General features: G+C 65.8%; 10 protein-coding genes. 4 read left to right on the top strand and 6 right to left on the bottom strand.

Going from position 1 to position 13,760, the window contains the following annotated elements; all coding sequences use genetic code 11:
- Positions 1–25 precede the first annotated feature (25 nt).
- From E8M79_RS01505 to E8M79_RS01485, 5 genes are all read right to left on the bottom strand, one after another.
- On the bottom strand, positions 26–1,060 hold the full coding sequence (locus E8M79_RS01505) for a Gfo/Idh/MocA family oxidoreductase (protein WP_137150162.1): 1,035 nt from the start codon (positions 1,058–1,060) through the stop codon (positions 26–28).
- 76 nt (positions 1,061–1,136) lie between these two features.
- Positions 1,137–3,803 carry an EAL domain-containing protein gene (locus E8M79_RS01500; protein ID WP_349236033.1) on the bottom strand — a complete coding sequence of 889 codons (2,667 nt, stop codon included), beginning with the start codon at positions 3,801–3,803 and terminating at the stop codon, positions 1,137–1,139.
- Positions 3,804–3,909: 106 nt separating this feature from the next.
- Complete coding sequence (locus E8M79_RS01495; protein WP_137150161.1) at positions 3,910–4,692, bottom strand: DeoR/GlpR family DNA-binding transcription regulator; 783 nt, start codon at positions 4,690–4,692, stop codon at positions 3,910–3,912.
- Position 4,693: 1 nt separating this feature from the next.
- Positions 4,694–5,248, bottom strand: coding sequence for a gamma carbonic anhydrase family protein (locus tag E8M79_RS01490; RefSeq protein WP_137150160.1), 555 nt, complete (start codon positions 5,246–5,248; stop codon positions 4,694–4,696).
- A gap of 10 nt (positions 5,249–5,258) precedes the next feature.
- Positions 5,259–6,665 (bottom strand): protein adenylyltransferase SelO, encoded by a 1,407-nt coding sequence (locus E8M79_RS01485; protein ID WP_137150159.1) that lies wholly within the window; start codon positions 6,663–6,665, stop codon positions 5,259–5,261.
- 104 nt (positions 6,666–6,769) lie between these two features.
- On the opposite strand from E8M79_RS01485, the gene E8M79_RS01480 reads away from it, so the two are divergent.
- Positions 6,770–7,453: an HAD family phosphatase gene (locus E8M79_RS01480; RefSeq protein ID WP_137150158.1), complete on the top strand. Its 684-nt coding sequence runs from the start codon at positions 6,770–6,772 to the stop codon at positions 7,451–7,453.
- Between the two features lie 333 nt (positions 7,454–7,786).
- The gene (locus tag E8M79_RS01475; protein WP_137150157.1) at positions 7,787–8,719 is read left to right on the top strand and encodes a cell wall hydrolase; all 933 of its coding nucleotides are present in this window, start codon (positions 7,787–7,789) and stop codon (positions 8,717–8,719) included.
- A gap of 649 nt (positions 8,720–9,368) precedes the next feature.
- Here the strand turns inward: E8M79_RS01475 and pckA are convergent.
- The gene (gene pckA, locus E8M79_RS01470) at positions 9,369–10,961 is read right to left on the bottom strand and encodes a phosphoenolpyruvate carboxykinase (ATP) (protein ID WP_137150156.1); all 1,593 of its coding nucleotides are present in this window, start codon (positions 10,959–10,961) and stop codon (positions 9,369–9,371) included.
- 253 nt (positions 10,962–11,214) lie between these two features.
- Between pckA and E8M79_RS01465 the strand changes: the two genes are divergently transcribed.
- Together E8M79_RS01465 and E8M79_RS01460 are read left to right on the top strand one after the other, a co-directional pair.
- Positions 11,215–11,931: a response regulator transcription factor gene (locus E8M79_RS01465; protein ID WP_137150155.1), complete on the top strand. Its 717-nt coding sequence runs from the start codon at positions 11,215–11,217 to the stop codon at positions 11,929–11,931.
- An 8-nt stretch (positions 11,932–11,939) separates the two neighbouring features.
- On the top strand, positions 11,940–13,757 hold the full coding sequence (locus E8M79_RS01460) for a sensor histidine kinase (RefSeq protein ID WP_248304856.1): 1,818 nt from the start codon (positions 11,940–11,942) through the stop codon (positions 13,755–13,757).
- The last annotated feature ends 3 nt before the right edge of the window (positions 13,758–13,760 follow it).

The following is a 13,760-nucleotide window of genomic DNA, read 5'->3' as shown; positions in this document are numbered from 1 at the left end:
CCGCCGGCGCCGTATCATCTCCCAATCACAGCTGCACGCGCGCCCCGGCCTTGGCCGACCGCATCAGCGCGTCGATCAACCGGTGGACCTGTAGCGCCGAATGGCCCGTCGACACCGGCGGGCGTCCGCCCTGCACGGATGCGGCGAAATCGGCGATCTGGGCGGCATGCCAGTCAAACGGGAACGCCATGGGGTCGGCGCCGCCGCCGCCCTGGCTGGCTTCGCCCTCGGTAATGGTCTCGCCTTCCATGGTCCGCACCGTCAGATTGCCGGCCGTCAGCGTCGCCGAAGCATGCGCGAAATTGAGCGTCAGGCTCTCCGGCCCGCCAGGAAAGCTCGCCGTGGTCGCCATCATCGCCCCGACCGCGCCATTGGCAAATTCGAGCCCGGCGCTGACGAAATCCTCGGTCTCCATCTGATGCAGCCGCGTGGTGGCGGCCATGGCCGTCACGGCTTTGACCGGCCCGCAGAGGCTCAGCATCAGATCGAGCGAATGGATGGCCTGGGTGATCAGCACCCCGCCGCCGTCCTGCGCCAGCGTGCCGCGGCCGGGCTGGCTGTAATAGCCCTCCTGCGGCCGCCACCACGGCACCACCAGATGCACCGCCTCGAGCCGACCGTAACGCTCCTCGGCAATGGCCTGGGCCAGAAAACGCGAGGCGCGCCGGAACCGATGCTGGAAGATCACGCCCAGCGTCACGCCGGCGGCGTCGCAGGTGGCGACAATGCGCTCGGCGGCAGCGACGGTGCGCTCCACCGGCTTTTCGAGCAGCACATGCTTGCCCGCTGCGGCCGCAGCCGCCACGATGTCCTCGCGCGCATTGGGCGGTGTCAGCACCAGCACGGCATCGAGCCGCGGATCGGCCAGCATGGCCTCATAGCTCGGCGCTGCGGGAAGACCATAGGTGCTGCAAAACGCCTCCAGCTCGGCCCGGTTGCGACGAAAGACGCCCAGCACGGCAATGGAATCGGCCAGCGACTGCAGCGCCAACCCATGCGGCTTGGCCCCCATGCCCGCGCCCACCACACCTAGGACGAACCGCCCATTCCCGTCAGCCATGCCAGCCATCCTCCGCAACCGATTATGCGGGGATCAATGGACCACGGGGACAGATTTGAGAAGGGGCCCAGCCCGATCAGGACGCAGCCAGGGGCTGTCTCTGGGTGAGGAAGGCTTCCAGGCCCGCCGCGCTTAGCGGCCGCGACAGGGCATAGCCCTGCAGGATATCGCAGCCCAGGTCGCGCAGGATCGCGGCATGCTCCATGGTTTCCACACCCTCGGCAATCACCTCGATGCCCATCGATTTGCCGATGTCGATGATCGAGGTCAGCAATTGCCGCTGCTGCAGATCATTCAGGATCGGCATCACCAGTTGACGGTCGATCTTGAGCCGGGTTGGGCGCAGCTTCTGCAGCGAGACAATGGAGGCATAGCCGGTGCCGAAGTCGTCGATCTCGACATCCACGCCCAGTTCCTTGAGCTGGTCGATGTTCCAGCCGACGATCTCGTCGCTGTCGTCCAGATAGATCGATTCCACCAGTTCGAACGAGATGCGCCCCGGCGCGATGTCGAGCTTGCGCATGCCGGTGATGAGTTCGGCATCATGCAGGCGCCGCAGCGAGACATTGACCGAAACGCGCGGCATGCCAAGGCCCATGCGGTCCCAGCGCTCGAGGCAGGCCAGCGACTGTTCCAGCATCATCCGGTCGATGGTGGCCATCACATTGAGGTCTTCGGCGATCGACAGGAAACTGTCGGGCGTCTTGAGGCCCTCGGTCGGATGGTTCCAGCGGGCCAGGGCTTCGACCCCCACCACCGCGAGCGTATGGGCGTCGAACTGCGGCTGGAACCAGGCGACGAATTCCTGCCGCTCGAGCCCGCTCAGGATCTCGTCGGCCACGCGCTTGGTCTTGACCACCTCGGCCTGCAGCACTTCGGAGAAATATTCGTAGCGGTTGCGGCCGCGCGCCTTGGCCCGGTACAGCGCGATATCGGCATTGATCAGCAGGCGCTTGGCATCGAGCGCGCTGTCGCACTCCGAGGCAATGCCCACGCTGACGCCACAGCGGCACTGGTGGCCCTGATAGTCGAGCGGCTGGCGCATCTGGGCAATGATGAGCTCGGCAAGCGTGCGCACATAGTCGTCATTGTCCCGCGTGGTGGTGAGCACCACGAATTCGTCGCCCCCCACGCGGGCGACAAAATCGGTGTCCCCGCAGGTCTGGCGCAGCACGGCGCTCATATGCCGGAGCATGGCGTCGCCGGCCGCATGGCCCAGCGTGTCATTGATCTGCTTGAAGCGGTCCAGATCGATATGCAGCAGGTTGAGCGCGCTGCCGCTCTGCTGGCCGCGTTCGGCATGCAGGCGCAGCTTCTCATCCAGATAGCGGCGATTGGGCAGGCCGGTCAGACTGTCGTGCAGCGCATTGTGCTCGATACGGACGCGGGCGGCCTCCAGCTCGCGATTGCGCGCATCGGTCAGCATATTGGCGCGACGCAGGTCTTCGCTCCGCGTCACATCTGCCGTCACGTCCCAATTGACGCCGACCACGCGCTCGGGCTCGTTGGGCTCACGATAGAGCGCGGCGATGGACCGCACATAGCGCAACTGGCCGCTGGGCAGCAGCACGCGATAATCGGACTCATAGCGGCCGGTGCGGATCATGCGGCGGAAATCCGCCTCGGCCCGCGCCTGGTCGTCGGGGTGCACGGCCGCCTTCCAATTGTCGTGGTTGCGCGGGCCGCTGTCGGCCGGCAGGCCATAGAGTTCATTGGTGCGATCGTCCCAGCTTTCCTCGCCGCTGGCCAGATCGAGTTCCCACACGCCCACCTTGGAAACATCCAGCGCCAGCGACAGGCGGCGGGACACCCGCGCCAGCTCGATTTCGCGCTGCGCCTGCAGGCGCGAATGCTGCTGCCGTTCGACCAGCAGCCGCCCGATGGTGACAATGGGCAGCATGATCAGTGCCGCCGCGCTGGCCAGGCCCAGGCGGAACAGCCAGAGATCATTGCTCGCCGCCCCCCAACCGCCCTTGGGAGCCGCGGCGATGACCCACTTGCCCGATGGCAACATGACGTCGGCAGTCACCGGATCGGCGGCCGTCAGGTCCGACCCGAAGAAAGGGGGCATCGCGGCGTCGGTGGAGCCAGTGCTGGTGATGGAGATATCCAAATCCTGCGATGCGTCCAGCAGGCCGCTATCGGCATAGAGACGCTGTTCGTCGACGACCGCCGACACCACGCCCCAGAACTGCTCGCCGGCTGGCGTGTCGACAAACACCGGGAAGCGCCCCAGAAAGCCGCTGCCGCCCTGCACCAGTTCGATCGGCCCGGCCAGCACCAGCTTGCCGGTGTCGCGTGCCCGCAGCACGGCATCGCGCTGCTCGGCATTGCGCCGGTAGTCCAGCCCCATCGCCGGCATATTGCCAGCCAGGGGATACATCAGATGCACCACCAGGTCGCGCGCCGCGGCCACTGAGCGCAGCTGGCTGCGTTCCTCGAACAGCTTGGCCACCAGGATGGAGAAACGGGTCTCCGACATGTCCGGCTCGGTCGACAGCGTCGAGACCAGGCCGCGCACCAGCTGGAAATTGCCGTTGATATTGCCTTCCAGTTTGGCGCGGAGCAGCGACACATCCGAGGCCACCGTGGCGCGAACGCGCGCCTGCGACAGCACCGAGTTCTGCCGGTCCAGCAGCATGGCACCGGCCAGCACCACCACCAGGGCAATGATGGCGGGAATGAAGATAGGTTTCAGCCAGCTCGGCCGGCTATCCTGCGTTGGCATAGGCTTGGCGGTCACAGCGATGCACTATCCTTCGACCATTCCGGCCTGAGTCCATAATGGACCGAGACACTTAGTCGGGGATTACCAGGATCAACTAGCTGATCTGATGGTTAGCAGACTGCTAAATATCTGACAGCGTGTCAGTTTCGATCAATGTCACCCCTGCATTGGCACACAGTGTCCGCACCCCCTCGATCGGGCAGTGATCGGTGACAAAGGTACCCACCTGGTCGATTCGGGCAATGCGTACCGGCGCCGAGCGGCTGAACTTGCCCTGGTCGGCCACCAGGATCACATGGCGTGCATTGGCCATGATGGCCTGGGCCACGCGCACCTCGCGATAGTCGAAATCGAGCAGCGCCCCGTCGGCATCAAGCGCCGAGGCGCCGATGACCGCATAGTCCACTTTGAACTGCGAGAAGAAACCCGCCGCCGCCTCGCCCACCACGCCCCCGTCGGAGGGGCGCACCACCCCGCCGGCGATCACCACCTCAAAGCGCGGATAGACCCGCATGCGATTGGCGACATTGATGTTGTTGGTGACGACCAACAGCCCCGTATGGTCGAGCAGCGCCTGGCTGACTGCCTCGGTGGTGGTGCCGATGTTGATGAACAGCGAGGCATCATTGGGAATGATCGCCGCTGCCGCCCGGCCAATGGCCGCCTTGGCCTCGGCGGCAATGCGGCGCCGCGCCTCATATTCAAGGTTCTCCACCCCAGAAGGCAGCGTCGCCCCGCCATGCACCCGCGTCAGCTGGCGCTGGTCGCACAACAGGTTGAGGTCCTTGCGGATGGTCTGCACCGAGACGCCAAAGCGGCTCGCCAGATCATCCACGGTGACCCGGGACTGCTGGCGGGCCAGCTCGATGATGGCGCGGTGGCGCTCGCTGCTGTCGGCTGCCATCTCAGGCCGGCTCAAAATCGGTGGGACGGGCTGTCACGTCGACCAGGCCCGCAGCAAAGCGGCGGGCATTGCGGATGTAATTGTCGGCCGAGCGGCGCAGCCCCTCGATGGCCGCTGCGTCGAGAGCACGGATCACCTTGCCCGGCGCGCCCACCACCAGCGAGCCATCCGGAATGTCCTTGCCCTCGGTGACCAGCGCGCCGGCGCCGATCAGGCAGTCCCGCCCGATGCGCGCGCCATTGAGAATGGTGGCGCCCATGCCGATCAGGGTATTGTCGCCAATGCTGCAGCCATGCAGCATGGCCTTGTGGCCAATGGTGCAGCCGGCGCCAATGGTCAGCGGATAGCCCATGTCGGTATGCAGCACGCAGTTCTCCTGCACATTGCTGCCCACCCCGATGATGATGGGCTCATTGTCGCCACGCGCCACCACACCAAACCAGACGCCGGCATCGGCCTGGACCACCACGCGCCCGATCAGCACTGCTGTGGGCGCAATCCAGGCGGCGTCGGGGTCGATCTCGGGGGCAATGCCATCAAGGGCATAAAGCGTCATCTCTGTCTCCTCAGCCCAGGCCATGCGCCTGGCGCATCTCGGCAATATCGGCCAGCGCCGCCGCAAAGCCCGACCAGTCGTCATCGGCAGCAATCGGCGCCCAGATCGCCTCGACCTCATCGATCAACATGCTGCGTGGGCGTTGCCGGGCAAAATAGGCATGGCCGAGATTGTTGTCATCTGCGCTCTGATAGCCCTCGAGCGCATCGGCGATTGGCCGGAAGGCCTCGCTGGCGTAAAATCCCGCAGACGGGCTGCGCGCCGCGCGCTCCACACTGGCCACGCCGCCGCGCCAATCAAACAGCATCTGTTCATAGGGCGCCTGGCTTGTGGTGAGAAAGCCGAACAGCGCCGTGACGAACTCGCCGTCACGCGCATCACCATGCGGCACCAGCGCCAGTCGCCGCAGCATCTGTCGCGGCAATTCGTCTTGGAACACCGGCCAGATCTGGTTCAGCGCCGGCTCCAGCGCGTCGATGCTGGAGAGCGGCACGAGGCATTCGGCCAGCCGGGTCAGGTTCCAGGCCAAGGCATCGGGCTGTCGGCCGAAGCTATAAAGCCCCGTCTCGTCGAAATAGGCGGCGGTGAAGGCGGGGTCATAGCGCTCGATGAAGCGCCACGGCCCGTAGTCAAAGCTCTCGCCGGTGATGTTGATATTGTCGGTATTGAGCACGCCATGCACAAAGCCGGCAGCGATCCACTGCGCGCCCAGCCGGGCCACCCGGGTGGTCACCGCCGCGAGAAAGGCGGCAGCCGGGTCGGCCACCCCGTCCAGCGCCGGATAATAATGGGCAATGGCATAGTCCAGCAGCTGGCGCAGGCCCGCGGTATCGTCGAGATAGGCCAGGCGCTGGAAGGTGCCGATGCGGATATGGCTGTGGCTGAGCCGCACCAGCACCGACGAGCGCGTGGGGGAAGGCTCGTCGCCGCGATAGAGCTGCTCGCCAGTTTCCACCAGCGACAGGCTTTTGGAGGTATAAACGCCCAGCGCCTCCAGCATTTCGCTGGCCAGCACCTCACGCACGCCGCCCTTGAGCGTCAGCCGCCCGTCGCCGCCACGCGACCAGGGCGTCTTGCCGCTGCCCTTGGTGCCCATGTCGAGCAGGCGCCCGTCCGCGAGATCGCGCGCCTGGGCGAAGAGAAAGCCGCGCCCGTCGCCCAGGTCGGGATTGTAGCTGCGGAACTGATGGCCGTGATAGCGCAGCGCCAGCGGCTGTGGCAGCGAGCCGGGCAGCGGCTCGAACCGGCCGAAATGGGCGAGCCAGTCCGCATCGCTGAGCCCGTCAAGTCCGATGCGGGCAGCCCAGCGCTGATCGCGATGGCGCAGGATGGTCTGGGGAAAAGCCGCAGGCGCGACGCGATCAAAGAAAGCGTCGCCCAGCGTCTCATGGTTGCGGGCCGGCTGGAAATCACTCATGTCGGGTCAAGGCTAGCACAGCCGTTCGGTACGGGGACAGCGCAACCCTGCCTTTCGCCGGTGCAGTCTGGCGCGTTTACGAAAATCGCCCTATATCGAGGCAGATGACCAGCCAGTTCGACACCCTTGACCTTGACCCCTTCCAGGCCGTGATCTTTGACATGGACGGGACCCTGCTCGATACCGAGGCCGTGTTCCGCACCATCGTCTTTGAGGTCTGCGACGAGCTGGGCTTTGAGATGACCGACGATGTGCACCTCTCCATGGTCGGGGGCAGCCACGAGCGCACCAATCAGTTGCTGATCGAGGCCTATGGCGTAGCCTTTCCCTATACGCTGTTCGACCAGCGCTGCCGCATCATCATGCATGAGCGCAGCCAGTCCGGTGTGCCGCTCAAGGCCGGGGCCCGCGAACTGGTGAGCGACCTCAAGGCGCGCGGCATTCCCACCGCCGTCGCCACCTCGTCGCGCCATCCCCATGCCACGCATCACCTGGGCGCCGCCGGCCTGCTCGATCTGTTCCAGACCATCGTCACCCGCGACGATGTGCTCAATCCCAAGCCGCATCCCGAGCCCTATCTGACGGCGGCCCATCGCCTGGGCGTTGCGCCGGAGCATTGCCTGGCACTCGAGGACAGCCACACCGGCGTCCGCGCCGCCCATGCCGCCGGCATGCAGACCGTCATGGTGCCCGACCTGGTCCATCCCAGCGCAGAGATCCGCGCCCTGGGCATTGCCGTGATGGAAAGCCTCAGCCACGTGCACCACGCGGCCTTCCGCCGCTCCTGATCGCCGGCCCAATACTGGCCTGTTGCCGGCAGACCTGACGGGTTTGGCCGCCGCCATTTCCCGCTTTCGTGCGTCATAAAAACGCGGTGCGGAACTTATCGACACCCGTAAACTTTTATGATTCGGGCAAAGCCCGCCTTCACCACATCCCAAGGCATTGCTTTTCAAGGGTTTTCATTCGCCCCGGGCTCAATTAACCGTAACTTAAGAAGCTAACCGGCATGGTTAACCAGCCGTAAATTCTGGCTTCCCTCCGCGCCAAGCCTTGGCTAGTGTGCAGCCGGATACGGATTACGGGCCCGCTAGACGGCCCGGATCGAAGGTTCGTCGGAAATGACCGACGGGCTCACGAGTAAGGACGGGGCATTGACGCAGACCTGGCAGCTCAAGGCGGTACGTGCTCTGGCTCATCTGCTCGCCCTGTGCGCGGTTTCGCTCGTGCTGTTCATCACCCTTGCCCCTGCCCAGGCCCAGACCATCCAGGTGGCCTCGGTGACGCCCATGCCCGTGCCGGCCGATCTGCTCGCCGTGCGCCAGCAGCCGGCCATTGGCCCGACGGTGGTGCCGCTCGCCCCCGGCGAACAGGCACTGACCCCGGCGCTGCTCTCCAATTACGTCGCCCGCCAGCAGCAGCTGCGCTCGGTCAATGTCGACAGCATCGGCCCGCAGGCCCCGCTCAACACCGACGTGCTGCTCGGCTACATTGCCCGCGGCCCCTTCGGCACCAATAGCGCCATCTCGGCGATCGCCGACGTCGCCAGTGCCAAGGTGACCGCTGAACCCGCGCTCAATTCCAGCGCCCTGGCCGACTATATCCAGCACGGCTACCAGCCGCTCGAACAGCGCCTGGCCCATGCCAATGCCGAACGCGACTGCCTGGCCCAGGCCATCTATCACGAGGCCCGCGGCGAAAGCGCTGCCGGCCAGCTGGCCGTGGCCAATGTCATTGTGAACCGCGCCCGTTCGGCCAAGTTCCCCTCGACCCTGTGCGGCGTGATCTACCAGAACGCCGACAAGGGCTTCCATCGGTGCCAGTTCACCTTCGCCTGTGATGGCCGCACTGATGCTCCGGCTGAACGCCGCGCCTGGGCCCGCTCGGCCGAACTGGCCCAGACCGTCTATGCCGAATTTGCCACCGGCGAAGCCGTTGGCGCCATCCCGCGCTCGGCCCTCTACTACCACACCACCAATGTGCGTCCGAACTGGGCCAATACCTACAATGCCGTCGCCCAGATCGGCTCCCACATCTTCTACGCCCCCAATTAATCCGCGCTTTCGCGCCTGGTCATGGCCGCGCGCCGCACAGCCCTTTTGGGCTTGCGGTGATGGGCATTGGCGGACCCCGAGACGGCCTTCGCCCCTGGTTGACACCAAATTATGGGGCGAGACCGCCTCGGGGCACCGGTTTTGGGAGCCGAACGAGCGGCGGAGGGCGCCGCCCCTACATTGGCAACGCGCCCGCAAACCTGTGCGAGAGGCGTCCTGCACCTGGCTCGCCCGCCACTGCTCGCCTGCAGGCCGCCGTGTGGGAAGATGGGGGGAGTGTGCCACAGGATTTTGGGGCGGGGACGAAGGTGATTGGGGGCGCCCCCCACCCGACCTCCCCCCGAAGGGGGAGGGGTACGGCCGGTGGTTGGGGAGGGCCAAAGAACGCAGCGCAGCGCTTAAGGCACTTCACCGCGTCGTTCGTCACCCTCGGGCTTGACCCGAGGGGCCTTCACTGCGCGACACCTCCGCCAGTACAGAGCCCTCGGGTCAGGCCCGAGGGTGACGCGCGGTGGTTGGGGCGCCATAGCGCCAGGGAGCCTCTGCAGCCCGCCAACAAAAACCCACCCCACAGCGCCGGGGGGACACGGTGGGGTGTAGCAGGGAGGCTGGGCCCTGGTCTGCCGGACAGTGCAGCGCCCGGGCTTGTCTATTCCGCCGCTTGCGCCAGGCGGGGGCCGGGGGTGGCGTTGGCTTGCGCGCCAAATTTCTCGAAATTGGCGCGGAAGAGGCCGGCCAGATGCAGGGCCTGGCGGTCATAGGCCTCGGCATCGGCCCAGGTCTGACGTGGCGTGAGGAGGCGGGTTTCAACGCCCGGCACGGCCACCGGCACGGCAAAGCCGAACAGCTCGTCGATGCGCATCTCGGCGTCATCGAGGCTGCCATCAAGCGCCGCCGTCAGCAGGCGCCGCGTCGAGGCAATGTCGATGCGCTTGCCCACGCCATAGCCGCCGCCGGTCCAACCGGTGTTGATCAGCCAGGTGGCGGCGCCGCTGCTGGCCAGCTTTTCGGCCAGCATCTCGCCATACACAGTGGGGTGTAGGGGCATGAACGGCGCGCCGAAACAGGCCGAGAAGGTCGCCTGCGGCTCGGTGATCCCACGCTCGGTGCCGGCCACCTTGGCAGTGTAGCCGGACAGGAAATGATAGACCGCCTGCTCGGGCGTCAGCCGCGCCACTGGCGGCAGCACGCCAAAAGCATCGGCCGTCAGGAACACCACGCTGCGCGGCGTGCCGCCGACACTGCCACGCGCCACCGAGGGCAGCACGGTCAGCGGATAGGCCGCACGGGTGTTTTCAGTCAGGCTCACATCGTCGAAATCGGGCACATGGGCGGCGTCGAGCACGACATTTTCCAGCACCGTGCCGAAGCGCTTGGTGGCGGCAAAGATCTCGGGCTCTGCCGTAGGGCTGAGCTTGATGGTCTTGGCGTAGCAGCCGCCTTCGAGGTTGAAGACGCCGTCCTGGCTCCAGCCATGTTCGTCATCGCCGATCAGCGGCCGGGCCGGATCATTGCTGAGCGTGGTCTTGCCGGTGCCCGAAAGGCCAAAGAACAGCGCGGCCTCGCCATCGGCGCCCAGATTGGCCGAGCAGTGCATGGGCAGCACGCCCTGGCGCGGTGCGTGGAAATTGAACAGCGAGAACACGCTTTTCTTGATCTCCCCGGCATAGGAGGTGCCGGCGATGACAACGATATTGCGGCTCATGTCGAGCGCGATCACCGTCTCGGTGCGGCAGCCATGGCGGGCCGGATCGGCGCGGAACAGCGGCGCATGCACGATGGTGACCGGGCTGGCGCTCGGGCTGGTCGGCACGGCTTCGCCGGGGCGGATCAGCAGGTTTCGGATAAAGAGGGCATGCCAGGCGCTGGGGGTGAGCACGGTGACGCCGAACTGGTGGCGCGGATCGGCGCCAGCGAGAAGATCCTGCCGGAAGAGGCCGAGCCCGGCCAGCGAGGCCATGGCATCGCTGAGCAGCAGGTCGAAATGGGTCGGGCTCATGGCGCCGCTATTGTCCCACCACACTTGGGTTTCGGTTAGCCCGTCACGCACGATGAACTTGTCCTTGGGCGAGCGCCCGGTGAAGGCCCCGGTGCGCACCGAGACGGCGCCATCGTCGGTCAGCTGGCATTCCTCGCCCTGCAGCGAGCGCGCGACCAGTTCGGGGACATTGGCATTGGCAAGCACCGAGCCGGCCAGGCCGGCAATCCTGGTCCTCAGGCTCTCATGGTCGAACGGGGTCATCTGGCTTCTCCATCGGGGCCGCAGCGGACGCGACCGGCAATGGGCAGAAACTAGGGGGTGCGCAGAAGGGGCAACATCCCCAAATCGGTCGTAAGACGGAAGTCGCATCACGCTCTGGGCGGGCAAGAAAGCGGGCCCAGCCAGCGCGCTGCCCTTGGCCGCGCCTTATTTAATGCTTATTTGTGGCCTGCAAGCAGAGATAACGGCCTATGATGCCGCGTGTTTGCATGTGTCCGAACAAGAAAGGCAGCTCATGCCCAAGATCGCACTCGTCGATGATGACCGCAATATTCTCACCTCTGTCTCGCTGACCTTGGAGGCCGAGGGATATCAGGTTGCGACCTATACCGACGGCGCCTCGGGACTGGAGGGGCTCACCACCGACAAGCCTGATCTGGCCATTCTCGATATCAAGATGCCGCGCATGGACGGCATGGAACTGCTGCGCCGCCTGCGGCAGAAGTCCGATGTGCCGGTTATTTTCCTCACCAGCAAGGACGAGGAAATCGACGAGCTGTTCGGCCTCAAGATGGGCGCCGATGATTTCATCACCAAGCCGTTCTCCCAGCGCCTGCTGGTGGAACGCGTCAAAGCCATCCTGCGCCGCTCCGCCCCCCGCGACCCGTCGGCTCCCGCTGGCACGCCCGGTGAGCCCCAGACCGGCAAGGCGCTGATCGAGCGCGGCTCCCTGGTGATGGACGAAGAGCGCCACACCTGCACCTGGAAGGGCCAGCGCGTCACCCTGACGGTCACCGAATTCTTGATCCTGCAGGCCCTGGCCCTGCGCCCCGGCGTGGTCAAGTCGCGCAATGCCTTGATGGATGCCGCCTATGACGACCAGGTTTATGTCGATGATCGCACCATCGACAGCCACATCAAGCGCCTGCGCAAGAAGTTCAAGGCCACCGACGATGATTTCGAGATGATCGAAACCCTCTATGGCGTGGGCTACCGCTTCAAGGAGCAATAGGCGCAGCCGTGGCCATCCTCGACCCCGATTCCGAGCGCAAGCCCGAGCCCGTCATGGACTGGCGCTCGAGCGAGGCGGACGCGCCGGCGCCCGAAACGGCGGCGGCCGAGGCTGGCCGCCCCGGCTGGCGCCGCTGGCTGGCGCCCTTTTATCGGGTGACCGGGGCGGTGCGCCGCTTTCTTGACATCACCATTTTCTCCAGCCTCACCCGTCGCATCATCGTGCTCAATATGGCGGGGCTGCTGGTGCTGGTGGTGGGTATTCTGTACCTCAACCAGTGGCGCGCGGGGCTGATCGATGCTCGCGTGCAGTCGCTGCGCGTGCAGGGCGAAATCATCGCCGCCGCCGTGGCCGCTTCCGCCACGGTGGACAGCGACGTCATCTCGGTCAATCCCGACCGGCTGCTGGAACTGCAGGGCGACGGCTCGGTGTCGAGCCTGTCCTATTACGACCCCACGCTGGAATTTCCCATCAATCCCGAACGCGTGGCGCCGCTGCTGCGCAATCTGATCACCCCCACCCATACCCGTGCCCGCATCTATGACCAGGGCGGGCTCATGATCCTGGACAGCGATAATATCTATACCCGCGGCGAGGTGATGCCCGCCGCCGCCACGGCCAAGCCGGCGCCAGCGTTCTTCCTCGTCGACTGGTGGAACAAGATCATCAACTGGGTGCCGGGCGACAATTTCCCCAGCTACCAGGACTATGACGTCGACGAGGGCACGCGCTATCCCGAGGTGGCCTCAGCCCTGCAGGGCGCGGCTGCCGACTTCGTGCGTGTTGACGCCCAGAACCAGCTGGTGGTTTCGGTGGCCGTGCCCGTGCAGCGCCTGCGCGCCGTGGTGGGCGCGATCCTGCTCTCCACCGCCCCGGGTGATATTGATTCCATCGTTTCTCAGGAGCGCGGCGGTATTCTGCGCATCGCCATGATCGCCGCCGTGGTGCAGGTGGTGCTCTCGCTGGCGCTGGCCGGCACCATTGCCGGGCCGATGCGGCGCCTGTCGGCGGCCGCCGAACGCATCCAGACCGCGGGCAATGCCCGCGCCGAAATCCCCGACTACAGCGACCGTCCCGACGAGATCGGCCATCTCAGCGACGCCTTCCGCCGCATGACCGACGGGCTCTACAACCGCATCGAAGCCATCGAGCGCTTCGCCGCCGACGTGGCCCATGAGCTGAAAAACCCGCTGACCTCGCTGCGCAGTGCCGTCGAGACTCTGCCGCTGGCCAAGCGGCCGGAGGATCGCGACCGGCTCAACGCCATCATCCAGCATGACGTCAAACGCCTCGACCGGCTGATCACCGATATCTCCAGCGCCAGCCGGCTCGACGCCGAACTGGCGCGCGAAGGCGCCGAACGCGTCGACGTGGAGAAACTCGCCGAAGCCATTGTTTCGATCCAGAAGGACATGGCGCATGGCCGCGGCGTCACCGTCGAAATGGTCAAGCGCATCGGCAAGGGGCCGGCCATCATCAATGGCCACGAAAGCCGCCTGGCGCAGGTGTTCGCCAATCTGATCGACAATGCCGTGTCTTTCTCGCCCCAGGGCGGGGTGGTGCAGGTGGCGCTGGCGACGGACGCAGAGACCACCACCATCACCGTCACCGACCAGGGGCGCGGCATCACCGGCGATTTCGGCAAGATCTTCCAGCGCTTTTATACCGACCGCCCCGACAGCGAGAGCTTTGGCGATCATTCGGGGCTGGGCCTGTCGATCTCCAAGCAGATCGTGGAAGCCCACAAGGGCACGATCCGCGCCAGCAATCGCCGCGACCGTTCCGGCGCGGTGTTCACGGTTGTGTTGCCGCGCGCGCGCAAATAGACT

The sequence above is a fragment of the Devosia sp. FKR38 genome (assembly GCF_005222805.1).
Lineage (GTDB): Bacteria > Pseudomonadota > Alphaproteobacteria > Rhizobiales > Devosiaceae > Devosia.
This window is presented reverse-complemented; position numbering and strand designations above follow the sequence as displayed.

Coding starts and splice junctions, on each gene's coding strand:
- E8M79_RS01505 (WP_137150162.1), bottom strand. CDS start 1,060: ATGGCTGACGGGAATGGGCGGTTCGTCCTAGGTGTGGTGGGCGCGGGC.
- E8M79_RS01495 (WP_137150161.1), bottom strand. CDS start 4,692: ATGGCAGCCGACAGCAGCGAGCGCCACCGCGCCATCATCGAGCTGGCC.
- E8M79_RS01490 (WP_137150160.1), bottom strand. CDS start 5,248: ATGACGCTTTATGCCCTTGATGGCATTGCCCCCGAGATCGACCCCGAC.
- E8M79_RS01485 (WP_137150159.1), bottom strand. CDS start 6,665: ATGAGTGATTTCCAGCCGGCCCGCAACCATGAGACGCTGGGCGACGCT.
- E8M79_RS01480 (WP_137150158.1), top strand. CDS start 6,770: ATGACCAGCCAGTTCGACACCCTTGACCTTGACCCCTTCCAGGCCGTG.
- E8M79_RS01475 (WP_137150157.1), top strand. CDS start 7,787: ATGACCGACGGGCTCACGAGTAAGGACGGGGCATTGACGCAGACCTGG.
- pckA (WP_137150156.1), bottom strand. CDS start 10,961: ATGACCCCGTTCGACCATGAGAGCCTGAGGACCAGGATTGCCGGCCTG.
- E8M79_RS01465 (WP_137150155.1), top strand. CDS start 11,215: ATGCCCAAGATCGCACTCGTCGATGATGACCGCAATATTCTCACCTCT.